The sequence below is a fragment of the Streptomyces sp. NPDC027185 genome, from assembly GCF_055567035.1.
The window spans coordinates 324,451-345,292 of record NZ_JBVHRF010000008.1; the positions used below are offsets into that span (position 1 = coordinate 324,451).

The 20,842-nt window shown below is 75.4% G+C and carries 21 protein-coding genes; 12 read left to right on the forward strand and 9 right to left on the reverse strand.

Going from position 1 to position 20,842, the window contains the following annotated elements:
• Positions 1 to 150: 150 nt before the first annotated feature.
• Together modA and ACZ4M8_RS25730 are read right to left on the reverse strand one after the other, a co-directional pair.
• Positions 151 to 927, reverse strand: a complete 777-nt coding sequence (modA, locus tag ACZ4M8_RS25725) for a molybdate ABC transporter substrate-binding protein (RefSeq protein WP_467611148.1) — start codon at positions 925 to 927, stop codon at positions 151 to 153.
• Between the two features lie 51 nt (positions 928 to 978).
• Positions 979 to 1,371 carry a TOBE domain-containing protein gene (locus ACZ4M8_RS25730; protein WP_467611150.1) on the reverse strand — a complete coding sequence of 131 codons (393 nt, stop codon included), beginning with the start codon at positions 1,369 to 1,371 and terminating at the stop codon, positions 979 to 981.
• Positions 1,372 to 2,047: 676 nt separating this feature from the next.
• Here ACZ4M8_RS25730 and ACZ4M8_RS25735 point away from each other — a divergent pair.
• The 5 genes from ACZ4M8_RS25735 to ACZ4M8_RS25755 are packed head-to-tail and all read left to right on the forward strand — an operon-like array spanning position 2,048 to position 5,850.
• Positions 2,048 to 2,233 (forward strand): hypothetical protein, encoded by a 186-nt coding sequence (locus ACZ4M8_RS25735; RefSeq protein WP_467611152.1) that lies wholly within the window; start codon positions 2,048 to 2,050, stop codon positions 2,231 to 2,233.
• Positions 2,234 to 2,283: 50 nt separating this feature from the next.
• Complete coding sequence (locus tag ACZ4M8_RS25740; RefSeq protein WP_467611154.1) at positions 2,284 to 2,946, forward strand: hypothetical protein; 663 nt, start codon at positions 2,284 to 2,286, stop codon at positions 2,944 to 2,946.
• Complete coding sequence (locus tag ACZ4M8_RS25745) at positions 2,943 to 3,914, forward strand: DUF6895 family protein (protein ID WP_467611156.1); 972 nt, start codon at positions 2,943 to 2,945, stop codon at positions 3,912 to 3,914. Before ACZ4M8_RS25740 ends, ACZ4M8_RS25745 begins: the two co-directional genes overlap by 4 nt.
• A complete protein-coding gene (locus tag ACZ4M8_RS25750; RefSeq protein WP_467611158.1) occupies positions 3,911 to 4,834 on the forward strand; it encodes a DUF6895 family protein in 924 nt (307 codons plus the stop codon). The genes ACZ4M8_RS25745 and ACZ4M8_RS25750 overlap by 4 nt, the downstream gene beginning before the upstream one ends.
• A complete protein-coding gene (locus tag ACZ4M8_RS25755) occupies positions 4,831 to 5,850 on the forward strand; it encodes a serine hydrolase domain-containing protein (protein WP_467611160.1) in 1,020 nt (339 codons plus the stop codon). Before ACZ4M8_RS25750 ends, ACZ4M8_RS25755 begins: the two co-directional genes overlap by 4 nt.
• Positions 5,851 to 5,857: 7 nt before the next feature.
• Here ACZ4M8_RS25755 and ACZ4M8_RS25760 read toward each other — a convergent pair whose 3' ends face one another.
• The gene (locus tag ACZ4M8_RS25760; RefSeq protein WP_467611162.1) at positions 5,858 to 6,907 is read right to left on the reverse strand and encodes an enoyl-CoA hydratase/isomerase family protein; all 1,050 of its coding nucleotides are present in this window, start codon (positions 6,905 to 6,907) and stop codon (positions 5,858 to 5,860) included.
• Between the two features lie 359 nt (positions 6,908 to 7,266).
• On the opposite strand from ACZ4M8_RS25760, the gene ACZ4M8_RS25765 reads away from it, so the two are divergent.
• From ACZ4M8_RS25765 to ACZ4M8_RS25775, 3 genes are all read left to right on the forward strand, one after another.
• Positions 7,267 to 7,470: a hypothetical protein gene (locus ACZ4M8_RS25765; protein WP_467611164.1), complete on the forward strand. Its 204-nt coding sequence runs from the start codon at positions 7,267 to 7,269 to the stop codon at positions 7,468 to 7,470.
• 158 nt (positions 7,471 to 7,628) lie between these two features.
• Complete coding sequence (locus ACZ4M8_RS25770; protein ID WP_467611166.1) at positions 7,629 to 8,114, forward strand: cation:proton antiporter regulatory subunit; 486 nt, start codon at positions 7,629 to 7,631, stop codon at positions 8,112 to 8,114.
• Between the two features lie 6 nt (positions 8,115 to 8,120).
• Positions 8,121 to 9,383, forward strand: a complete 1,263-nt coding sequence (locus tag ACZ4M8_RS25775; RefSeq protein ID WP_467611168.1) for a cation:proton antiporter — start codon at positions 8,121 to 8,123, stop codon at positions 9,381 to 9,383.
• 86 nt (positions 9,384 to 9,469) lie between these two features.
• Here the strand turns inward: ACZ4M8_RS25775 and ACZ4M8_RS25780 are convergent, their stop codons facing one another.
• The 4 genes from ACZ4M8_RS25780 to ACZ4M8_RS25795 form a co-directional block, all read right to left on the reverse strand.
• On the reverse strand, positions 9,470 to 9,910 hold the full coding sequence (locus tag ACZ4M8_RS25780) for an SPW repeat protein (protein WP_467611170.1): 441 nt from the start codon (positions 9,908 to 9,910) through the stop codon (positions 9,470 to 9,472).
• An 80-nt stretch (positions 9,911 to 9,990) separates the two neighbouring features.
• On the reverse strand, positions 9,991 to 12,192 hold the full coding sequence (gene helR / locus ACZ4M8_RS25785; protein WP_467611172.1) for an RNA polymerase recycling motor ATPase HelR: 2,202 nt from the start codon (positions 12,190 to 12,192) through the stop codon (positions 9,991 to 9,993).
• A gap of 493 nt (positions 12,193 to 12,685) precedes the next feature.
• Positions 12,686 to 12,817 carry a DUF6126 family protein gene (locus tag ACZ4M8_RS25790; RefSeq protein WP_467611174.1) on the reverse strand — a complete coding sequence of 44 codons (132 nt, stop codon included), beginning with the start codon at positions 12,815 to 12,817 and terminating at the stop codon, positions 12,686 to 12,688.
• A 490-nt stretch (positions 12,818 to 13,307) separates the two neighbouring features.
• The gene (locus ACZ4M8_RS25795) at positions 13,308 to 13,691 is read right to left on the reverse strand and encodes an ArsR/SmtB family transcription factor (RefSeq protein ID WP_467611176.1); all 384 of its coding nucleotides are present in this window, start codon (positions 13,689 to 13,691) and stop codon (positions 13,308 to 13,310) included.
• 626 nt (positions 13,692 to 14,317) lie between these two features.
• On the opposite strand from ACZ4M8_RS25795, the gene ACZ4M8_RS25800 reads away from it, so the two are divergent.
• The gene (locus ACZ4M8_RS25800) at positions 14,318 to 14,614 is read left to right on the forward strand and encodes a hypothetical protein (protein WP_467611178.1); all 297 of its coding nucleotides are present in this window, start codon (positions 14,318 to 14,320) and stop codon (positions 14,612 to 14,614) included.
• A gap of 113 nt (positions 14,615 to 14,727) precedes the next feature.
• Here ACZ4M8_RS25800 and ACZ4M8_RS25805 read toward each other — a convergent pair whose 3' ends face one another.
• On the reverse strand, positions 14,728 to 15,216 hold the full coding sequence (locus tag ACZ4M8_RS25805; protein WP_467611180.1) for a glutathione peroxidase: 489 nt from the start codon (positions 15,214 to 15,216) through the stop codon (positions 14,728 to 14,730).
• 203 nt (positions 15,217 to 15,419) lie between these two features.
• Here ACZ4M8_RS25805 and ACZ4M8_RS25810 point away from each other — a divergent pair, with 203 nt between their 5' ends.
• Both ACZ4M8_RS25810 and lnt read left to right on the forward strand, forming a co-directional pair.
• Entirely contained in the window at positions 15,420 to 17,333 is a 1,914-nt protein-coding gene (locus tag ACZ4M8_RS25810; protein ID WP_467611182.1) for an ABC transporter ATP-binding protein, read from the forward strand.
• 182 nt (positions 17,334 to 17,515) lie between these two features.
• Entirely contained in the window at positions 17,516 to 19,066 is a 1,551-nt protein-coding gene (gene lnt, locus ACZ4M8_RS25815) for an apolipoprotein N-acyltransferase (protein WP_467611184.1), read from the forward strand.
• Here lnt and ACZ4M8_RS25820 read toward each other — a convergent pair.
• Positions 19,041 to 19,943 carry a Gfo/Idh/MocA family protein gene (locus ACZ4M8_RS25820; protein WP_467611186.1) on the reverse strand — a complete coding sequence of 301 codons (903 nt, stop codon included), beginning with the start codon at positions 19,941 to 19,943 and terminating at the stop codon, positions 19,041 to 19,043. The genes lnt and ACZ4M8_RS25820 overlap by 26 nt on opposite strands.
• A gap of 296 nt (positions 19,944 to 20,239) precedes the next feature.
• On the opposite strand from ACZ4M8_RS25820, the gene ACZ4M8_RS25825 reads away from it, so the two are divergent.
• Positions 20,240 to 20,698 (forward strand): hypothetical protein, encoded by a 459-nt coding sequence (locus ACZ4M8_RS25825; RefSeq protein WP_467611188.1) that lies wholly within the window; start codon positions 20,240 to 20,242, stop codon positions 20,696 to 20,698.
• The last annotated feature ends 144 nt before the right edge of the window (positions 20,699 to 20,842 follow it).

Below are 20,842 nucleotides of genomic sequence, written 5' to 3' on the forward strand. Positions count from 1 at the left end.
CGGCTACGGGCGCGCGGGCCGGTTCCGTCCGTACGTTCGCGGGGCCGCGGTGCGGACGGGCCGGGGTTTGGTCGTCACCCTGCCATCCGGTGGCCGGGCCGGGCGCCGGGACCTGCCGGGGCCCGGCGCGCGGCACGGGTCATGTGCGGGTCACGGTTGCTGGAATCCGGCCTCGCGGAGGATCCGCTGGGCCTCGGGCGCGGCGAGCCACTTCACGAACGCGGCGGCGTCCGCGGCGTGCCGGGAGGACTTGAGGGTGGCGGCGGGGTAGTCGGCGACGGCGTTCTGCGCGTCGGGGATGGTGAGGGCGTCGACCTTGCCGGGGGCGGTGGCCGCGTCCGTCCTGTACACGATCCCGGCGTCCGCCTCGCCGAGTTCGACCTTGCTGAGGACGGCGCGGACGTTGGGCTCCTGGGAGACCGGTTTCACCGTCAGATGCTGCTTGCCCAGCACCTGCTCGCTGTAGCGTCCGACGGGCACCTCAGCGGCGGCGAGGACCACCTTCACGTCGGGGGCGGTGAGGTCCTTCAGTGTGTGGATCTTCTTCGGGTTGCCCTTGCCGACGGCGATGACCAGGCGGTTCCTGGCGATGACGGTGGGCTTGCCGGTGTCGGCGCGGAGCCCGTCCATGGTGGTGGTGTCGGCGGTGACCAGTGCGTCGGCGGGCGCGCCCTGCCGTACCTGCGCGGCCAGTTCCTGCGAACCGGCGAAGGAGAAGTGCACCTCGGTGCCGGGGTGCGCCTTCTCGTACGCGGCGCCCGCCGTGGTGAAGACATCGGTGAGGGAGGCGGCGGCGAGGACCGTCAGTTCGGTGGCGGCGCCCTCGGTGTCCTTCTCCTTGCCGTTGCCGCCGCAGGCGGCGAGCGGGACGAGCAGGGCGGCGGTCATGAGCGCGGCGGCGCGGCGGCGGGTCACGGCGTGCGGCATGGAGGCTCCTTCGGGGCGGGACGGTCCGGGCGGACGGGGCGGGAGCGCGGCTCAGGCGCGGTCGATGTGCACGCTGGTGGCCTTGACCCGGGCGGTGGCCTCCGTGCCGACCTCCAGGCCGAGTTCCTCGACGGCTTCCCGGGTGAGCAGCGACACCAGCCGGTGCGGACCGGCCTGGATCTCCACCTGGGCCGCCACATCGCCGAGGGTGACGGCGGTGACGATGCCGGGGAAGGCGTTGCGGGCGGAGGTGTAGGAGCCCTCCTCGTCCGCGTCGCCGCGGCCGATCTCGGCGGCGAAGGCGGCGAGGTCCTTGCCGTCGATCACGCGGCGGCCGTTCTCGTCGCGGTGGGTGGCGATCCGTCCGGCGTCGGCCCAACGGCGCGCGGTGTCCGGGCTGACGCCCAGCAACCGCGCGGCCCGGCTGAGGGTGTAGGGAGGCATGTGCGGAAAGATATGCGGGTTTCTGACGCATCTGCAATCCCTTCGGGTGATCAGCCAGGGCAGTTGCGAGGCGCGTCGGAGCTTCCTCCGGACACGGCCGGACGCCCGCCGGACACGGCCGGGCGGGCGCCGGACACGGCCGGGCGGGCGCCGGTCGGGGCGCCCCGTAGCCGCGTCCGCGGGACCGCTTCCCGCGCCGTACGGGCGCCGCGCCGATGCCCGGACGCCGGCCCCCGGAAGCGGGCCGCCCGCCTCCGGCCGACCCGGCGCGGGCCTCGTCGCCCGCGGACGGACAGACCTCCGGGTACGGCCCTACGCGGGAGGGGGCGGAGCCGAGGCGGCATCGAGGGGGCGACCGGGCCGGGAGCGGAGCCACCGAGGCGCGCGCTCCGTCGCCAACAGGGCGAAGAGGAGCTGCTTTTGACGGCCCTTCAGAGAATGACCCCGGGCCGGGCGAGCGCGGCGCCCTCCCGTCCGGGAAGGGCGCCGCCGGCCCGCCCCTCCGCGCCCGCCTCCCGCCATCGGCGCCCCTGACGCACCGTCGCCCCGTACGCGCCCGGGAAACCCCACACCCCCGCGGGCGGCCACAGACAGCCACAGGTGCCCGTTTCTTCCGATTGCGCCGGATTAAAGGTGATGTAAGAGTGAAGTCACTGCCGTAGAAGGAGATGATCCCATGACCACGGATCGCACAGCTTCGGTCGAGTCGGTGACCCTCGCCGTCGAGGTCGAGGACCTGCTGGACTCCACCGAACCGGACGGCGCCTTCCGGGACACGCGTGAGTGTGCCGGGGCGGCCCTGCTCGCCGGCCTCCTGCTGGCGTCGCCCCCCACCCCCCGTCCCAAGCCGGACCCGCGCTGAAAGGTAGTGCGTTGGTAGATCAGGCCGAGGGTTCCGGAGCCCTGAGAACCGTGATCGCCGATGCCGCATCAGGGGTCGCCCTCGCCCTCCGGGGCGAGGGCGGCCCTTATGCGCTCTCCCGCGTCCTCGGACCGGGCGACGCGCTGGCACCGGCCGCCGTCCGCGTCCTGGGCGCCGACGCGCTCGCGCCGTACGCGGTGGACGCCCCCACCCCGGCGGCGGACCCCGCGGACCGGGACGTCGTACGGGCGGCGCTGGCGGCCTTTCCGCCGGGTGCCGACGCCTCGGCGGTCTCCGTCTGGAGCTACCGGGGTCTGGTCGAGGCGTCCCACGCGTTCCTGCCCGGCGGGACGGAGACCTGGCCGCAGGCGCCGGACGCCGCGTCGGGCTGGATCGACACCGACCCCTGGCCCAAGCTCGCCCACCGCGCCTCCCAACTGGCGGCGCTGGCGCTGCCCGGCCTCTCCCCCGCCCTCGCCGACGCGCTGACCGCCCGTACCGACGATCTCGCCCGCGGCTTCGTCCGCGCGGTGCGCCGCCGGGACTGGCTCCAGGCGGCGGGGCTCGGGCGCTGGCTGGCCCGGCTGCCCGGGGTGCCCTCCACGCTCGGGCTGGACGCCGGGCTCACCTTCATCGGCCACATGGGCGGCGACGACGCCCGGGTGGCCCTGCATCTCGTCGCCGCCCGGTGCTTCTACGGGCGGGGGGAGTGAGCGGCCCGCCGCCCGCGGCGGCCGCCCCCGACCTGCTGGACTCCGTCGTCACCGGCGCGCTGGACTGGCTCGGCACCCACCGCGACCGCTTCCGGCTGCCCGCCGACGTCGCCACCGACGCCGACCCGAACCTCACCCTCAAACCCCTCGGCGAACTGGCCGAACTCACCCAGCTGATCCACGCCCGGCATCCGCGCGCCGACGTGCGCGAGGCGGCCGGCGACCTCTTCGCGTTCGCCTGGGCGGAGTTCGGACACGGCGCGCTCCACGCGGAGCTGGTGCGCGGGGAGCCGCAGGCGGCGTACCCGGTGGAGCTGTACGGGGTCTTCGCCCGCGCCGGACTGCGCCATCCGGAGGCCGACGCCCTGCTGGCGACCGTCACCGGGCTGCGCGGCTGGCGGGTGGCGGGCGGTGACCACACCCGGACGCTCAGCGTCCTCAACGCCGAACGGCGCATCGGACTTCCGCTCCACGCCGACCCCGACGCGGTGTTCGCCCTGACCGGTCTGGGGGTCCGCGCCGAGCCCTGGCTGCTGGACCGCCGGGCCGCGTACGGCATCACCCACGACGTCTTCCACCGCACCGACTGGGGACGCGCCCGCCACCGGATGTCCGGGCCGCTCACCGCCTATCTGCGGCTGTGGCTGCCCTGCTGGCTGGAGGGCGAGCTGGAGCGGGAACTGTGGGACCTGGCGGGCGAACTCCTCGCCGTCGGCGGGTGCCTGCCCGAGCCCTGGTGCCCGGCGGACGCCTGGCAGCGGCTGGCCGCGGCGCAACGGCCGGACGGCGGGGTGCCGGAGACCGGCGATCCGGCGCAGTTCCCCTACGGGGACGACCCGTTCCTCCTCTGCTACCACTCCACCCTGGTGACCGCGTTCGCCGCCACGCTCGCCCGCGCCGGTACGGACGCCGCCCCCGACGACCTTCCCCACACGGCTTCCGGCCAGGAGAGCGAGGCAGCACCGTGACCGTGACGGCCGCGTCCCCGGCACTGCTCCACGGGGTCGGCGACCGGGCCCTGGCCTGGCTCGACGACCACCGTGAACACTTCCGGCTGACCCCTGAGGACCGCGCCACCAACCGCGCGCTGCTGGAACGGCTCAAACCGGTCGGCGAGTTGGTGATCAACATGCAGGTGCTGTTCCGGGAGGGCGTGGCCGGCTCACGGCAACGGACCCACGCCGGACGGCTGCTGGACTTCGCCTGGCGCGAACTGCTCGACGGCGGCAACGTCCTGGCCTCGCTCCAGCACGACGAGCCGTTCTCCCCCGTCCCGCTGGAGATCTACGGCAGCTTCCACGAGCTGGGCCACCGCCACCCGGAGCTGGAACGCGCGATCGCCACCGCCCGGCAGACGCTCGGCTGGTCGGCGCTGGAGATGGTGCCCAACCGGCGCCTGGGCGTCCTCAACGCCGAACGCAAACTCGGGCTGACCCCGAGCGGCGACATCGGCCGGGCCCTGTCCCGCACCTGGCTGGCGCAGCTCCCCGAGCCGTGGACGGTGCAGCTGCACACCGCGTACGACGTGACCCACACCGTCTTCCACCTCACCAACTGGGGCGCCGCCCCCGGACGGATCCCGCCGAAGATCGCCGACTACCTCACCCGCTACCTCCCGGCGTGGCTGGAGGACTGGACGGACCTGGGCCACTGGGACCTGCTGGGGGAACTCCTCGTCGTCGACGCGTGTCTGCCGCGGCCGTCGCTGGACGCGGGGGTGTGGGAGCGGTTCGCGGCGGCGCAGGACGCGAGCGGGGCGATGCCGCTCCAGCGGGAGATGCCGGACGGTGACGCCGGGACGGTCTTCGACACCGTCCACCATCCGACGCTGGTCGCCGCGTTCGCCTCCGCGATGGCCACCTCACGGGCCCTGTCGGACGCGCGGTGACGGCGGCGGAGCGGGCGGCGGACGCCGTCGCCGCCATCGAGGCGCCGGACGTGGTCGTCGCCGTCACCCGCCGCGGCGTCCGCACCGTCCTGACCGGCGGCACCGCCCCGCCCCCGCCCGCCGGCCGCCACGCGCTGCGCTACGAACTCGGGTCGCTCAGCAAGACGTTCACGGTCCTGCTGTTCGCCGCGCTCGCCGGTGACGGCGCGGTCGGCACCGACGACCGGCTCACCGCCCACCTGCCCCGCCCCGCGCCACCGCACCGCACCGCGCACCGCATCACCCTGCGCCATCTGGCCACCCACACCTCCGGGCTGCCGCGGATCCCGCGCGAGATGGTGCCCGGCGCCCTGCTCCAGCCGTACGCCAACGGCTACCACGGTTACGGCACCGAACGGCTGCTGCACGCCTTCGCCCGCACCCGGCCCCGGCCGCCCGGGACCCGCTGGCACTACTCCAACTTCGGACTGGCGCTGCTGGGCTGCGCACTGGCCCGCGCCACCGGCACCGCCTTCCCCGCCCTGCTGACCCGCCGGGTGCTGGCCCCGCTCGGACTGACCGGCACCGCGCTGGAGCCCGGCACCACCGGAACCGACGCGCTCGGCCACCGGGCCGACGGGCACACGCCCGTACCGGCCGGTTCGATGGGCGCGTTCGCCCCGGCGGCGGCGGTCCGCGCCACCCCCGGCGATCTGCTCACCTTCCTGGAGGCGCATCTGGACCCCGGCGCGACGCCGCTGGCCGGGGCGGTGCGCGCGGTGCAGGTGCCGCAGCTGCGACGCGGCGCCGGACGCCTGCACACCCATACGCTGACGTGGTTCCGGCATCCGGCGCCGGGCGGCCCGCTCCTGTTCCACATGGGGGCGACGTTCGGGCAGCAGGCGTTCATCGGGTTCCATCCCGCCACCGGCACCGGCGTCGCCGCGCTCGCCACCCGCCGCGGCCGCGCCTGCCGCCTGACGGGCACCGCGTACGAGCTGCTGTACGCGCTGTGCGGCGACGCGGCCGGGGGCTGAGCGGGCGTCAGCCGCCCAGGCCCAGTTCGTCCGGGCCCAGGGAGCGGAAGTGCCGGGCGACCTCGCCGTCGGTGACGTCCGCCAGGTGCGCGGGGGTCCAGCGGGGCGCGCGGTCCTTGTCGACGATGCGGGCGCGGATACCCTCCACCAGGTCGGGGGAGGCGAGCGCCGCGGAGGCGATGCGGTAGTCCTGGTCGAGGACGCGCTCCAGCGAGCCGAGGCGCGGCACCCGGCGCAGCGCGGCGAGGGTGACCTTCAGCGACGTCGGCGAGAGTTCCAGCAGGCTCTGCGCGGCGCTCTTCGCCGCGGGCTCCCCGCTGTGCTCCAGCCGGTCGACGATCTCCTCGACACCACCGGCGGCGTAGCAGGCGTCGATCCAGCCGCGGTGGGCGGCGAGCGGAGCCTCGGGCGCGGGTTCGGCGTACCGCGCCACGGCCGCGGCCACGTCGCCGGTGGCGAGGGCGGCGGCCAGCTCCGGCAGGCGGGCGGCGGGCACGTAGTGGTCGGCGAGGCCGCACAGCAGGGCGTCGCCGGCGGTCATCGGGGCGCCGGTGAGGGCGAGGTGGGTGCCGAGTTCGCCGGGGGCGGCGGCCAGCAGGTGGAGTCCGCCGACGTCGGGCACGAAGCCGATGGCGGTCTCCGGCATGGCGACGCGGGAGCGTTCGGTGACGATCCGGACGCCGCCGTGCGCGGAGACGCCGACACCGCCGCCCATCACGATGCCGTCCATGAACGCGACGAACGGCTTGGGGTAGCGGGCGATCTGCGCGTTGAGGTGGTACTCGGCGCGCCAGAAGGCGCGGGTGGCGGCGGTGTCGCCGTCCCGGACGTCGTCGTGGATGGCGCGGATGTCGCCGCCCGCGCACAGCCCGCGCTCGCCCGCCCCGGAGAGCACCACGGTGGCGACGGCGGGATCGTCCCGCCAGGCGTCGAGCGCGGCGGACAGCTGCCGCACCATGCCGTGGGTGAGGGAGTTGAGCGCCCGGGGCCGGTTGAGGACGAGGTGTCCGGCGTGGCCCTCGGTGCGGCGCAGTACGGAGTCGTCGGCGGTGGTCATCGGGCGTCTCCGGTGCGCTGCGGGGTGGTGAACGGCATCTTCTCGTCGGTCCTTTCCGGCGGTACGGCGCCCGCGGGCCGCGGACGGTCGGTGACGACCCCACTCCATCAGACGGCGCGCGTCCGCGGGCGGGCGCGGGCGGGATTCCCGGGCCGGCGGCGCCGGATTCCGTGGCGGGAAGCGCGCCCGGTGGCCGGACGCGGGCCGCTCCGGCGGGCACCGCACCCGCGCCGTAATCCCCCAAATCCGGCCATTTAAGGCTGGGTTAAACTGCCGGGGCCGACAACGCACTGTTGTGCGGCCGTCACCCGTTCCGTGGTGGACGGCCGTACGTTCCGGGACGAACGGGAGGAACGGACATGCCGACCACCGCCCCGTCCTCCGTCTCCCCCGCCACGCACCCCGTCTCCGGTGACCGTCCGCACGGCGGCGCCGGCGACGCGGTCCGGCCGCGCCGGGTCCGGCGGACCGCCGCGCACGCCCACGGTTTCGTCCCGCACCGCAGGCCCCGTCTCGCCCCCTGCGCACGCAGCGGCATTCCCGATATGGACTGCGCCGGCTGACACCTCGTCACCGCCTTCGGGGCCCGCTCCGCCCGGCCCCGGTCACCGGCGCCGGATGCTGCACAATGCCTGACCAGTGACGGCCGGTCGTACCGGTCCGTCCGGCCAGGGGCCTCGCACGCCCGCACGCTGTACGCACCCCCGCAGGGAGCACCTCCATGGAGCCATCGGCCCACGTCGGCAAGACCCCCCTCCCCGGGGTCGGCACCCGCTACGACCTCGACACCGAGGGCGGCCGGCACGTCTCGGTCGTCGTCCACCAGGACGGCCGCCGCATCCTCGCCTTCCACGACCCGCAGGACGAGGACAGCTGCCAGGACTCCGTCGCGCTCGCCCCGCAGGAGGCCGGCGCGCTCTCCAAGCTCCTCTTCCCCGACCCCGTCGCCCACCTCCACCAGCACCGGGAGATCGACCTGGTCACCGAACACATCCCGGTCACCAAACGCTCCCCGTACGCCGGGCGGACCCTGGGGGCCACCGCGGCCCGCACCCGTACCGGCGCGTCCATCGTCGCCGTTCTGCGCCGTACCGACGCCGTGCCCTCGCCCACCCCGGACTTCCGTTTCGCGATCGGCGACACCCTCGTCGTGGTCGGCACCCGGGAAGGCGTGGACGCCGTCGCCGCATTGATCACCGGAGGGTAACCGCCCGTGCACGACACCACCGCGCTGCTCATCGAACTCGGGGCCATCATCCTCGGCCTGGGCATACTCGGCCGGCTCGCGGGGCGGGTGGGATTCTCACCGATTCCGCTCTACCTGCTCGCCGGACTCGCCTTCGGCCACGGGGGGCTGCTGCCGCTCAACGCCAGTGAGGAATTCGTCTCCACCGGCGCCGAGATCGGCGTCATCCTGCTGCTGCTCCTGCTGGGCCTGGAGTACAGCGCCTCGGAGCTGGTCACCAACCTCAAGACGCAATACCCCTCCGGGATCGTCGACTTCGCGCTGAACGCCGTACCGGGCGCGGTGGCCGCGCTGGTGCTCGGGTGGGGGCCGGTGGCCGCGGTGGCGCTGGCCGGTGTCACCTGGATCTCGTCGTCGGGGGTGATCGCCAAGGTGCTCGGCGACCTCGGGCGGCTGGGCAACCGCGAGACGCCGGTGATCCTCGGCGTCCTCGTCATCGAGGACCTGGCGATGGCGGTCTACCTGCCGCTGCTGACCGCGCTGCTGGCCGGTCTGAGTCTGGCGGGCGGCAGCCTGACCCTGCTGATCTCGCTCGGTACCGTCGGCGCGGTCCTGTACGTGGCGCTGCGGCACGGCAGACTCATCAGCCGGGCGGTCTCCTCGGACAACCCGGAGATGCTGCTGCTGGTGGTGCTGGGGCTGACGGTGCTGGTCGCCGGGGTGGCGCAGCAGTTGCAGGTGTCGGCGGCGGTCGGCGCGTTCCTCGTCGGCATCGCGCTCTCCGGTGAGGTGGCCGAGGGCGCGCACCATCTGCTGGCACCGATGCGGGACCTGTTCGCCGCGGTGTTCTTCGTCTTCTTCGGTCTCAACACCGATCCGGCGGCGATCCCGCCGGTCCTCGTCCCCGCGCTGATCCTGGCCGTGATCACCGCCGGCACCAAGATCGCCACCGGGTGGTTCGCCGCGCGCCGCGCCGGGGTGCGTACGGCGGGACGCTGGCGGACCGGCGGCACGCTGGTGGCCCGCGGCGAGTTCTCCATCGTCATCGCCGGTCTCGCGGTCGGTGTCGAGCCCCGCATCGGCCCACTGGCCACCGCGTACGTACTGATCCTGGTGATCCTCGGGCCGCTGGCCGCCCGCTTCACCGAGCCGGTGGCGCGCCGCGCGACCCGGCTGCTGGGCCGCGCCCCGGCCCCGGCGGGCGCCCCGGCCGGGTCCGCCGCACCGGCCCCCGCACCGGCCGAGGAGTCCCCGGCCGCCCCGGGCGACACCGCCCGCGCCGGCGGCTGACGGCGCCCGCGAACACGACGGCGGCCGGTGCCCGCTCACGGGCACCGGCCGCAGTGGCGTCCGCACGGCCGATGGCCGTGCGCGGATCAGCCGTGGTGCCGGCTTCTGCCGGACACCGCGACGCAGATCAGCCCGAGCAGGCACGTCAGACCGCCGATGATCGCGTTGGTCCAGATCACGCCCCGGTCCGGGCCGCTGCCGACGATCCAGGGCGCGATGATCATCCAGATGCCCATGGCGCACATCGCCCAGCTCAGTCCGTACATCCGGGCGGGCCGGACGGTGAAGCCGAGGCCCAGCGCGACGATGGCGACGCCCATGATCAGGTTGTGGGTCATCAGCGCCGGCTGGCTCGCGGTGAAGTGCACGATCCACGGTGAGACCGCGCAGAACAGACCGACGAGGAAGACCGGCCCGTCCACGAGTGCCACATCACGCCCGCCGAGCACCCGCTCGTACCGGGCCTGCATCTCCGAAACATCGGGGTGACCTGCGAGATCTCCCCTGTGGTGTGAGACGTCGGCCATGCGACTCGCCTCCTTCGTCCGCAAGCCTGGCCGTATCGCGGTGGAGTACCGCACCTCTCCATTCTGCGCTTATGTCTCCTTTATGTGTAGTGGGGCGGTACGCGACTTCCGCCGGAACGCGCGGCGGCCGCACCGTCCCGGCGGCGGCTGAGGACGACGAGCCGCCCGGTCGCCCGCGTCATCGCGACGTACCGGTCCACCGCCCCCGCGGTGCCCGTGCCGAACGCCTCCGGATCGACGAGGACCACCAGATCGAATTCGAGGCCCTTCGCCAGCTCCGGGGTGAGCGAGCGCACCCGTGGCACCGGCCGGAACTCCGGATCGCCGATGACACAGGCGATCCCGTCGTCCTGCCCGGCGAGCCAGGCGTCCAGCACCGCGTCCCGCTCCGTGACCGACCCGTACGTGACGGGGACGCCGCCCCGGCGGACGGAGAGGGGCACATTGGCGTCCGGCAGCGCCGCGCGGATGACCTTCTCCGCCTCCGTCATGACCTCCCGCGGCGTGCGGTAGTTGATGCCCAGCGAGGCGACGTCGATCCGGTGGAGGCCGACCCGCTCCAGCCGCTCCCGCCACGACTCGGGGAAGCCGCGCCGGGCCTGGGCCCGGTCCCCGACGAGCGTGAAGCTCCGCGACGGGCAGCGCGACAGCAGCATCCGCCACTCCGCGTCGGTCAGCTCCTGGGCCTCGTCCACCACGATGTGCGCGAACGGCCCGGCGAACGGATCCGTCTCCCCCGCCGGCAGCGCACCCTCGTCGGCCAGGCGTTCTCGCAGGTCCTGGTGGCGCAGCATGGTCACCGCGCCCTCGCCGTCGGCATCGGCGGCGACGAGGTGGTCGATGACGTCGGCCATCCGCGCCCGCTCGGCGGCCGCCACCGCCGCCCGCCGCCGCGCACGCGGCGCCGCCTCCGGATCGCCGAGCCGCTGCCGCGCCGCGTCCAGCAGCGGCAGATCGGCGACCGTCCAGGCCGAGCCCTCCGGGCGCCGGAGCCTTCGGACGTCGTCCGGGGACAGCCACGGCGCGCACCTGCGCAGGTACGCGGGGACCGCCCACAGGTCGCCGACCAGCTCGGCGGCGTCCAGCGTCGGCCAGGCACGGTGGAGGTCCCGCCGCAGCTCCCGGTCCCGCCGCAGCTCCCGGCCGAACTCCTCGGCCGCCACCGCCGCGCCGCACTTGTCCCGCAGGATCGCCACCAGCTCCTCCCAGATCGCCTCCCGCGCGTCGTTGTGCGGAGTGCCCGGCGGCACCGCGCCGAACGCGTGGGCCCAGTCGGCCGGGCCGAGCCGCACCTCACCCCACGCCGTGGTGACCTCCCGCCCCTCGGCGGGCGGCTCCTCGTAGAGCCGGACCGCCTCCTCGATCGCGCGCACCATCCCCACGGACGCCTTCAGCCGCGCCGCCTCCGGATCGGCCTCCGGCACCGCCGCGGCCCCCTCGGGGACGAGATCACGCACCGTGCAGGTCCGTACGCCCTCCTCACCGAGGCTGGGCAGGACGTCGGCGACGTACGCGAGATACGGCTGGTGCGGGCCGACGAAGAGGACGCCGCCCCGGCGGTGCCCCAGGCGGGGATCGGCGTACAGGAGGTGGGCGGTGCGGTGGAGGGCGACGACGGTCTTGCCGGTGCCCGGACCGCCGTCGACGACGAGCGCGCCCCGCGAGTCCGCCCTGATGACGGCGGACTGATCGGCCTGGAGGGTGGCGAGCACATCCCGCATCCGGGCCGACCGGCTGCCGCCCAGACTCGCGAGGAAGGCGGACTGATCGTCGAGGGCGGCGTGCCCGTCGAGCCCGTCGGCGGTGAACACCTCGTCCCAGTAGTCGCCGACGCGGCCGCCGGTCCAGCGGTATCTGCGGCGGCTGACCAGCCCCATCGGGTCGGCGTGGGTCGCGGCGAAGAACGGCTCGGCCGCGGGGGAACGCCAGTCGGTCAGCAGCCGGCGCCCGCTGCCGTCGGTGAGGCCGAGCCGCCCGATGTACACCGGCTCGGGGTCGTCCGCGGCGACCATCCGCCCCAGGCACAGATCGAGCCCGAAGCGGCGCAGGGTGCGCAGCCGGCCGCTCAGCCGGTGCGCCTCCAGGTCCCGCTCCATCGCCTCCCGTCCCGCACCGCCCGGCCCCTGCTGCACCTCGGCGAGCCGGCCGGACAGTTCGGCGACCGACCGCTCCAGGCTCTCCGCGAGGGCGGCGAAGTGCCGCTCGTCCTCGGCGATCAGCCCCGGATCGGCCTTGGCCGCGAGCCGCCCGGGAAGATCGAACGCGCTGGTCTCCGACGTCATCCCCGCGCCTCCGCCCCGGCTTGGCCCGCGACGCCGGCCGGCGCACCCACCCGGCCCGTGCCCCCTGCCGACGGCCCGCCGCCCCCGTACCCGCCGTGAACCGCCCGCACCGCACACACCTCGTAGCTCTCCTCTTCCGCAACCGTCCCGGGCCCCGGACCTGCCGCCTCCCCTCCCCTCGGCACCCACCGGATCGGGACGTACCGGGACGAACCGACGGCGCCACGACAGGCGCGCCGGGGTGACAGGGAAGACGGGAAATACGGCGACAGGGCCTGGATCCGCGATTGTGCGGCACCGAGGGGGCCTTGCCGCAAGGCCCCCCGTCAGCTATACGTTGAGAGTGGCAAGGAGGCGGTGACCTCCTTGCCTTCGGTTTTTCCGCCGCCCGTCCGCCCCCGCCGGACGGCACCCGGCACACACGGAAGCGGCGCCCCGTCCCGTGGACGAGGGCGCCGCTTCCCGGTGGAGCCGACGGACTCCGCGGCGGACATCAGGTGCCCGCGTGCCGCCCCAGGTAGACGAGCAGGGCCAAGAAGCCCGCCACGAGATGACCCACGGCTATGTAGAGCAGAACCTGACGGGTCGTCGGGTGCGTACGGTGCCCGGAGAGCAGTGCGAGCACGCGCGGCGGAGCCGACGGCCGGACGGGCGGACGGCCGATGGGCCGGCCGGTGCGCCGCCCCGTCGGCACGGCGCGCCGGCGCACCCCGCAGCGCGCCGCGGTCCGCCCGCCGGCCGGACGCCACGGACAGGGGCGCCGCCCCCGGGAGGCGACCGTGCCCTCGTCGTACGGATGGTGGTGCGGGCCGGCGCACGGGCGGCGGGCGTCCTGGGCGCCGGTGGCCGGCAGGCAGGTGCGCGAGTGGACCGCGCGCCACGGCGGAGGCCCCTTCCGCCGTGCGGCGCCGGGCACGGCGCTCACCCGGCGAGGCCGCCGGACGGCCTGCCCCGGTCACGGTGGCACGCGGGCCCCACCCGGCGAGCCACCCGGTCGGTGCGTCGCGCGCCGCCCCCGGCCACGCCCCACGGCGCCGCACCGGCGGCGCGCGCCCGGCGCCGCGCCCCGCTCGTTCCCGTACCGCTCACACCTGCTCCGCTCCCTGCCGCTTCGCTCATGACGCCTCCCGGACGCGGGGCGGCCGCGCCGCGACCCGCTCCTCGTCCACCCGCCCCGGGCCCGCGGGGAGTTCACCGTGGCCGGACCGCACCACGGGAAGGGTCCGGCGGGCGGCGCCCAGCAGACCGGGGACGTCGCCGCCGGTCAGCTCGTAGACGACGGTGGTGCCGGTGCGGGTGGCGGTGACGATGCCGGAGCGGCGCAGGACCGCGAGCTGCTGGGAGAGCGCCGCCGGTCCGACGCCGATCGCGCCCCGCAGTCTCCGTACCGGCAACGGGCCCTCCTGGAGCAGCTCCAGCACCCGGATGCGCACCGGATGGCCGAGCACCCGGAAGAACGCGGCCTTCGCCTCGTACAGCGGTATTCCGGTGTCGTTCATCCGCGCGCTCCCGCCACGACGGGGTGTCGTACGGGGTGCGGGGCCCGCGCCGTGCGGCACCGGGCGCCCGGGGTCCGTTCCTCTGCCGCTCCGGCCCATCCGCCCACGCACGCCTCCGCTCCGGGTCCGCCGACAACCGCGCCAACTGTTGAATTGCAGACTTCTGCAACTGTAGACGACATCCGGCCGCCGGTGGGCGGGCAGGGGCCGATCGGGACGGCTTTCGGAGGCGGGACATCCGGCACATCGAGCGTGTTCACGGCACCCGCCGGGGCGGGCCGGCAGGGCACACGCCCGCACGCCGGAGGAATCATCGCTCCCCCGTCGCCCGCGCCCCGGGGGCGGACCGGCCGAAGATCGCCTTGACACCCTGCGCGCCCCTCTCCCGTCACTCCGATCGCGGGCCCGTGCGGCGCGGTCCGGGTGACGCGCCCCGGGCCGTTCGCCCGCTGCCGCCGGACGGCGCGACGCCCGCCCGGCTGTGGGCCGCCTGCCCGGCGCGGTGACATGTCAACCGCGACGCGCGAGGGAACGTATCTTCTGCCCGTCACCGGCGCAGGCGCATCTGAGGCGATCCCCGCGTCACGCCCGCAACCCCCCACCGGCCCGGCTGGTTGAGTCCGGTCATGGACGCCAAGCAGAACGCCGGTCCCCCCTTCCGGCGCCGCGCTCTCCCCCCGACATCCCCCGTGCCCCCGGCGCCGCAGGCCAGGCGCCGGGAGGAGGCCACCCCGATCTTCGACCAGCTGTTGCGGGAGTGGCGCTCCGGCGCACCGGTCCCCGTCGCCCGCCCCGCGGCCGACGCGCCCCCGAGCCCCGGGGACCGCCGCCCGCCCGCCACCGCGGAGGAGGAGCCCGTCATCCCCCACTCCCGCCGCCACGACCCACCGCCGAAGGGGACGGGCGGGGACGCCGGAAGCTGAGCCGGGTAGGCCCGGGAGGCGTACGCGAAGGGGGCGGCCGCGAGCTGACGGTGCTCGTGCCCCCGCCGCCCCCTCAGGACGCGCACCCGCCACGGCGGATGCGCGCCCGTCCCTCACTCCGGCAGCTGTGCCTCCACCGCCGCGATGACCTCCGGGGCGTCCGGTTCCGTCTTCGGGGAGAAGCGGGCGGCCACGGAGCCGTCGGGGGCGATGAGGAACTTCTCGAAGTTCCAGCGGATGTCGCCGGTGTAGCCCTCGGCGTCCGGCGCGTCGGTGAGCTGGGTGTAGAGGGCGTGCCGGGCGTCGCCGTTGACGTCGATCTTCTCTGTCATCGGGAAGGTGACGCCGTACGTCGCGGAGCAGAACTGCGCGATCTCCTCGGCGGTGCCGGGCTCCTGGCCCATGAACTGGTTGCAGGGCACGCCGAGGACGGTGAAGCCGCGCGGGGCGTAGCGGGCGTGCAGCTGCTCCAGTGCGGAGTACTGCGGGGTGAGGCCGCACTTGGAGGCGACGTTGACGACGAGTACGGCCTTGCCGCGGTACTGGGCGAGGTCGGCGGGTCCGCCCTGGAGGGCGTCGATTTCCACGGTGTGAACAGACATGGCAAGGGAGCGTAGCCGTCCGCGCGCCGGGGGTCGTCCCGGCCGCGCCGTGTCACCGCCGGGCCGCTCCCCGCGGTGCCGTACGCCCGGGAGGTGGACCGGAGGGATCGCCGCCCCTTGACCTCAACAATGCTTGAGGTTCTAGGTTTCCGTTCTGCCGCCGTACCGCGGCGCCCTTGAGGTATCGATGACAGGAGACCGCGATGGACATGGAAGTCACCGCCTGGCACGCGCTGCACGGCACGGCCACCGCTCAACAGGGCAGCCGGCGTCTGTCGCGCGCCACGCTGCGCCGGATCGCCGCCTTCGCCCGGCCGCACCGGCGGCGCCTGGTGTGGTTCCTCGTCCTGAGCACCGTCACCGCGGCGGGAGCGGTGGTGACGCCGCTGCTGGCCGGGCGGGTCGTCGACGCGATCGTCCACCACGGATCCGGCGGGCTCGTCCTCGGCATCGCCGGGCTGATCGCGGGGATCGCGCTCGCCGAGGCGGGCCTGGGGATGCTCACCCGGTGGCTGTCGGCGAGCATCGGCGAGGGGCTGATCCTCGATCTGCGGACCACCGTCTACGACCACGTGCAGCGGATGCCGGTCGCGTTCTTCACCCGGACCCGGACCGGCGCGCTCGTCAGCCGGCTCAACAACGATGTGATCGGCGCGCAGCGGGCTTTCAGCGACACTCTCTCCGGCGTGGTCAGCAATCTTGTGACACTGCTGCTGACCCTCGTGGTGATGCTCGGCCTGTCCTGGCAGATCACGCTGATCGCGCTGGTGCTGCTGCCGGTGTTCGTGCTGCCCGCCCGCCGGGTGGGGCGGCGGCTGGCCGCGCTGCGCCGGGAGGGCGCCGACCACAACGCCGCGATGGGCACCCGGATGACCGAACGGTTCTCCGCGCCCGGCGCCACCCTCGTCAAGCTGATGGGGCGGCCGGCCCGTGAGTCGGCCGAGTTCGCCGAACGGGCCGCGCGCGTCAGGGACATCGGGGTGCGCACCGCGATGGTCCAGACGTCCTTCGTCACCGCCCTCACCCTCGTCTCCGCGCTGGCGCTGGCCGTCGTCTACGGGCTCGGCGGCCAGCTGGCGCTGCGCGGCAGCCTTCAGCCGGGCGCGGTCGTCTCCCTGGCGCTGCTGCTGACCCGGCTCTACGCGCCGCTGACCGCGCTGTCCGGCGCGCACATCGAGGTGATGAGCGCGCTGGTCAGCTTCGAGCGGGTCTTCGAGGTGCTCGACCTGGAGCCGCTGATCACGCAGAAGCCGGACGCCCGCGCGGTCCCCGAGGGCCCGGTGTCCGTCGAGTTCGACGCCGTACGTTTCGGCTACCCGTCCGCCGACAAGGTCTCGCTCGCCTCCCTGGAGGAGGTCGCCGTCCTCGACACCCGCGGCGGCGAACGCGTGCTGCACGACGTCTCCTTCCGCGCCGAGCCGGGCCGGATGGTCGCCCTCGTCGGCTCCTCGGGCGCCGGGAAGTCGACCATCGCGCAGCTGCTGCCGCGGCTGTACGACGTCGACGCCGGAGCGGTGCGGATCGGCGGGGTCGACGTCCGGGACCTGACCGCCGAGTCGCTGCGCGACACGCTCGGCATGGTCACCCAGGACGGCCATCTCTTCCACGCCACGATCCGGGAGAACCTGCTGCTCGCCCGGTACGACGCCGCCGAGGACGACCTGTGGGACGCGCTGCGGCGGGCCCGGTTGGCGGAGCTGATCCGGTCGCTGCCGGACGGGCTGGACACCGTCGTCGGGGAGCGCGGCTACCGCCTCTCCGGCGGCGAGCGGCAGCGGCTGACCATCGCCCGGCTGCTCCTCGCCCGGCCGCGGGTGGTCATCCTCGACGAGGCCACCGCCCATCTGGACAACAGCTCGGAGGCGGCGGTGCAGGAGGCCCTCACCGAGGCGCTGGCGGGCCGTACCTCGGTGGTGATCGCGCACCGGCTGTCCACGGTCCGCGCCGCCGACGAGATCCTGGTGGTCGAGGGCGGACGCATCGTCGAACGCGGCACCCACGACACGCTGCTCGCCGCGGACGGGCGCTACGCCGAGCTGTACCGCACCCAGTTCGCCGACGGCTCCGGCGCACCGCGCGCCACCGGGTCCGCCGGGGAGTCCGCGCTGGTGGGCTGAGCGGACCTGACGCCGCGTCCCCGTTCAGCGGGGCGCGGTGTTCGGCCGCTCAGCCGCCCGCGGGCCCCCGGAACGGTGGGGTTCGCCGCCGCCCCCTGTCCGCAACCGGACCGAAGCGCGCAGACTGGCCGCGTCGCCCGCCGCCGGAGCGGGCCCGGACGGCGCTGCCGGAAGGGGAACGCATGGCCACACCGAGTGCCGCCACCACCGCGCCGCCCGGGACGGCGGCGCCGCCGCGCCGCCGGTCGCGGTGGTTGCGGGCCGCCGCGGCGCCGCTGTGCGGTGCGTTGCCGGCGCTCGCCTTCCCCGCGCCGTCGCTGTGGTGGACGGCGTACGTCTCCCTCGTCCCGTGGCTGTCGCTGCTGCGGACGGCCCGGACGAACCGGCGGGCGGCGCTGGAGGCGTGGCTCGGCGGCCTCGGGTTCATGGTGGCGGTGCACCACTGGCTGCTGCCGAGTCTGCACGTCTTCCTGCTCGTGCTGGGGGCACTGCTCGGGGCGTTGTGGGCGCCGTGGGGGCCGCTGGTGCGGATACTGCTGGGCGGTGCGCCCGGAGCGCGGCGGTGCCTGGCCGCCCTGGTGCTGGTGCCGTCCGGCTGGCTGATGGTCGAACTGGTCAGGTCCTGGGAGCAGTTGGGCGGCCCGTGGGGGCTGCTGGGCGCCGGGCAGTGGCAGGTGCCGCCCGCGCTGCGGCTCGCCTCGCTGGGCGGGGTGTGGCTGGTGAGCCTGGTGATCGTCGGGGTGAACACCGCGCTGACGCAGCTGGTCGCGCTCCGCCGGGCCCGTACGGTCGCCGTCGCCGCGCTGGCCGTGTGCGCGGCGGCGGTGACCTGCGTCCGGTACGCGGCGCCCGTACCGCGCCCCGACGGCACGGTGCGGGTCGCGGTCGTCCAGCCGGGGCCGGACGGCGGGCCCGGTGAGCGGCTGGCGCGCGGCGAGGCGCTGACCCGGCAGCTGGCGGGCCGGGGTGTACGCCTGGTGGTCTGGGGCGAGAGCAGTCTGACCCGGGATCCGGCGGACGATCCGGCACTGGCCGGGCGGCTCGCCGCACTGTCCCGGAGCACCGGGGCGGATCTGCTGGTCGGGGTGGACGCGCCGCGTGCCGGGCGGCCCGGGATCTACAAGAGCGCGGTGCTGGTGGGGCCGGACGGACCGACCGGCGACCGGTACGCCAAGATGCGGCTGGTGCCGTTCGGCGAGGCGATCCCGGCCCGGCCGCTGCTGGGCTGGGCGACCCACGTGGGCAAGGCGGCGGCCACCGACCGGATGCGCGGCACCCGCCAGCTGGTGATGGATCTGCCCGCCGCGCGCGGACTGCACATCGGCCCGCTGATCTGCTTCGAGACGGCGTTCCCCGACATGAGCCGGAGCCTGGCCGCCGACGGTGCGCGCGTGCTGGTCGCGCAGTCGTCGACCTCGTCGTTCCAGGACAGCTGGGCGCCCGCGCAGCACGCCTCGCTCGGCGCGCTGCGCGCCGCCGAGACCTGGCGCCCGATGGTGCACGCCACGCTCACCGGCATCAGCGCGGTCTACGGCCCCCGGGGCGAGCCGGTCGGCGAACGGCTGGCCACCGACCGCAGCGCCGCCGCCGTGTACGACGTACCGCTCGCCCGCGGCACCAGCCCGTACACCCGGCTCGGCGACTGGCCGGTGTACGGGGCGGCGGTGGCGCTGGTCCTGGCGGGCGCGGTGGGGACGGTGCGGCGGGTCAGGTCCGGGCGAGCGCGTCCGTGACGAGGCGTTCGCACAGTTCGTGGGTGCGCAGCGCGTCACGGGCGCACGGCCGCTGCCCGGCCCGTACGGCGTCGAGGAAGGCGGAGACGGCCTGTTCGATGCCGCGCTGGCGGGCGACCGGCACCCAGTCGGGGCGCCGCCGGAGCACAGGCGCGCCGTGGTGGTCGATGACGTCGCCGAGGTTGACGACCTGACGGCGGGCGTCGCCGCCGGAGACGTCGAGGATCTCCTCGGCCGAGCCGCTGCGGCGGTTCATGGTGCCGATCGCGGTGAACCCGTCGCCGGAGAGCTGGAGGACGACGTGCTCCATCAGCCCGCCGCGGATCCGGGCGCGGACGTCGATGTGCTCGATCTCCCCGGGGGCCAGGAAGCGCAGGGAGTCGACGACGTGGATGAAGTCGTCGAACACCATGGTCCGCGGGGCCTCGGGCATCCCGGTGCGGTTCTTCTGGAGCAGGATCAGCTCGCGGGGGTGCGTGAGGCAGTCGGCGTACCCGGGGGCGTAGCGGCGGTTGAAGCCGACGGCGAGGCCGACACCGCGCTCCTCGGCCAGGCCGACGAGACGCCGGGCGTCCGCCAGGTCGTACGCGAGCGGTTTGTCGACATAGGTCGGCACCCCGGCGTCGAGGAGCCGGGTGATGATCTCCGGGTGCGCGGCGGTCGGGGCGTGGACGAACGCGGCGTCGGGCCCGGCGGCGAGCAGCGCGTCGAGATCGGCGTGGCACTGCGCGGCGGGGATCCGGTGGGCGGCGGCGACCTCCCGGAGCGTGGCCGGGGTCCGGGTCTGCAGATGCAGTTCCACCCCGGGCCGGGCCGCGAGCACCGGCAGATACGCCTTCCGCGCGATGTCCCCGAGTCCGATACAGCCGATCCTCATACGCTCTCCCGATGCCGGTCGGCCGCCCGGCGGCGGGCTGTCCGGACGGGGAGTTTACGGGCCGGAGGCCGGGACGCGGCCCGGCGGGGCCGCCGCCCGGACGGGCCGCCCCGGTGCCGAAGGGCCGTGGATCCGCGCGGTCCGTGCCCCGGTGGACAGACCTCCCGGGCGGCGGAACCCGACCGCTCCGCACGCCTCCGCCTGGGCGTCCCCGCGTCGTCCGGGCACCTTCGCGATCACCCCTGCGGGGACTTCCCCTGCCCGTACGGCCGGGCAAAGCTGCAAGGATGCACCGTTTGTCCGCTCTCGTCGTCCTCTCGGTGATGGTCGCGGCGGCCACCACCGGGTGCGTGACACTCCCCGCCCGGCCGGCTCCCGGAGGCTCTCACCCCGCGCCACCCGCCCCCATCGGCCGAGCCGGTCCCACCGCGCCGTTGGCCCCGCGGGACCGGCTCGGGCCGGTGGGCCCCCAGCCCTCGCCCCGGCGGTCCGGCACCGCCCACCGGGTCGTATCGCCGCCCGTCCGGCCCCCGCAGCACGGCGGCACCCGCCACGGTACGGGGCCCGGCGCCCGGCCGCTGCCGCCCGCGGGCGCGCCCGCCCGGGAACGCGCGCCCGCACCGCCCCCGCCCTCCCGGCCGCCCCGCCTCGGCAAACTGCCGTCCGGCGCGGAACTGTGCGCGCTGGGACGGAAGTACGGCCGCTGGCAGCAGAACGGCGCGGCACTGCGGATCTGCCGGCAGACCTACGGCTGACCCCCGGCCGAGCCCTGCGACGGTGACGCCGACGGCCGGACCGGCTGGTCGGGCGGCCCCGCTACGCACAGGACCGAGGGCCGGGACCGGCGCGTACCGAGGCCGCCCGTCGCGGTGCCGACGAGCCACGGCGCGGCCCCGTAT

Bases quoted from the DNA above. Each gene is read 5' to 3' on its own strand.
- helR (WP_467611172.1), bottom strand. From the start codon at position 12,192: ATGACGTCGGAGACCAGCGCGTTCGATCTTCCCGGGCGGCTCGCGGCC.
- ACZ4M8_RS25770 (WP_467611166.1), top strand. From the start codon at position 7,629: ATGGAGCCATCGGCCCACGTCGGCAAGACCCCCCTCCCCGGGGTCGGC.
- ACZ4M8_RS25805 (WP_467611180.1), bottom strand. From the start codon at position 15,216: ATGTCTGTTCACACCGTGGAAATCGACGCCCTCCAGGGCGGACCCGCC.
- ACZ4M8_RS25780 (WP_467611170.1), bottom strand. From the start codon at position 9,910: ATGGCCGACGTCTCACACCACAGGGGAGATCTCGCAGGTCACCCCGAT.
- ACZ4M8_RS25760 (WP_467611162.1), bottom strand. From the start codon at position 6,907: ATGACCACCGCCGACGACTCCGTACTGCGCCGCACCGAGGGCCACGCC.
- lnt (WP_467611184.1), top strand. From the start codon at position 17,516: ATGGCCACACCGAGTGCCGCCACCACCGCGCCGCCCGGGACGGCGGCG.
- ACZ4M8_RS25735 (WP_467611152.1), top strand. From the start codon at position 2,048: ATGACCACGGATCGCACAGCTTCGGTCGAGTCGGTGACCCTCGCCGTC.
- ACZ4M8_RS25820 (WP_467611186.1), bottom strand. From the start codon at position 19,943: ATGAGGATCGGCTGTATCGGACTCGGGGACATCGCGCGGAAGGCGTAT.
- ACZ4M8_RS25765 (WP_467611164.1), top strand. From the start codon at position 7,267: ATGCCGACCACCGCCCCGTCCTCCGTCTCCCCCGCCACGCACCCCGTC.
- ACZ4M8_RS25810 (WP_467611182.1), top strand. From the start codon at position 15,420: ATGGACATGGAAGTCACCGCCTGGCACGCGCTGCACGGCACGGCCACC.
- ACZ4M8_RS25730 (WP_467611150.1), bottom strand. From the start codon at position 1,371: ATGCCTCCCTACACCCTCAGCCGGGCCGCGCGGTTGCTGGGCGTCAGC.
- modA (WP_467611148.1), bottom strand. From the start codon at position 927: ATGCCGCACGCCGTGACCCGCCGCCGCGCCGCCGCGCTCATGACCGCC.
- ACZ4M8_RS25800 (WP_467611178.1), top strand. From the start codon at position 14,318: ATGGACGCCAAGCAGAACGCCGGTCCCCCCTTCCGGCGCCGCGCTCTC.
- ACZ4M8_RS25795 (WP_467611176.1), bottom strand. From the start codon at position 13,691: ATGAACGACACCGGAATACCGCTGTACGAGGCGAAGGCCGCGTTCTTC.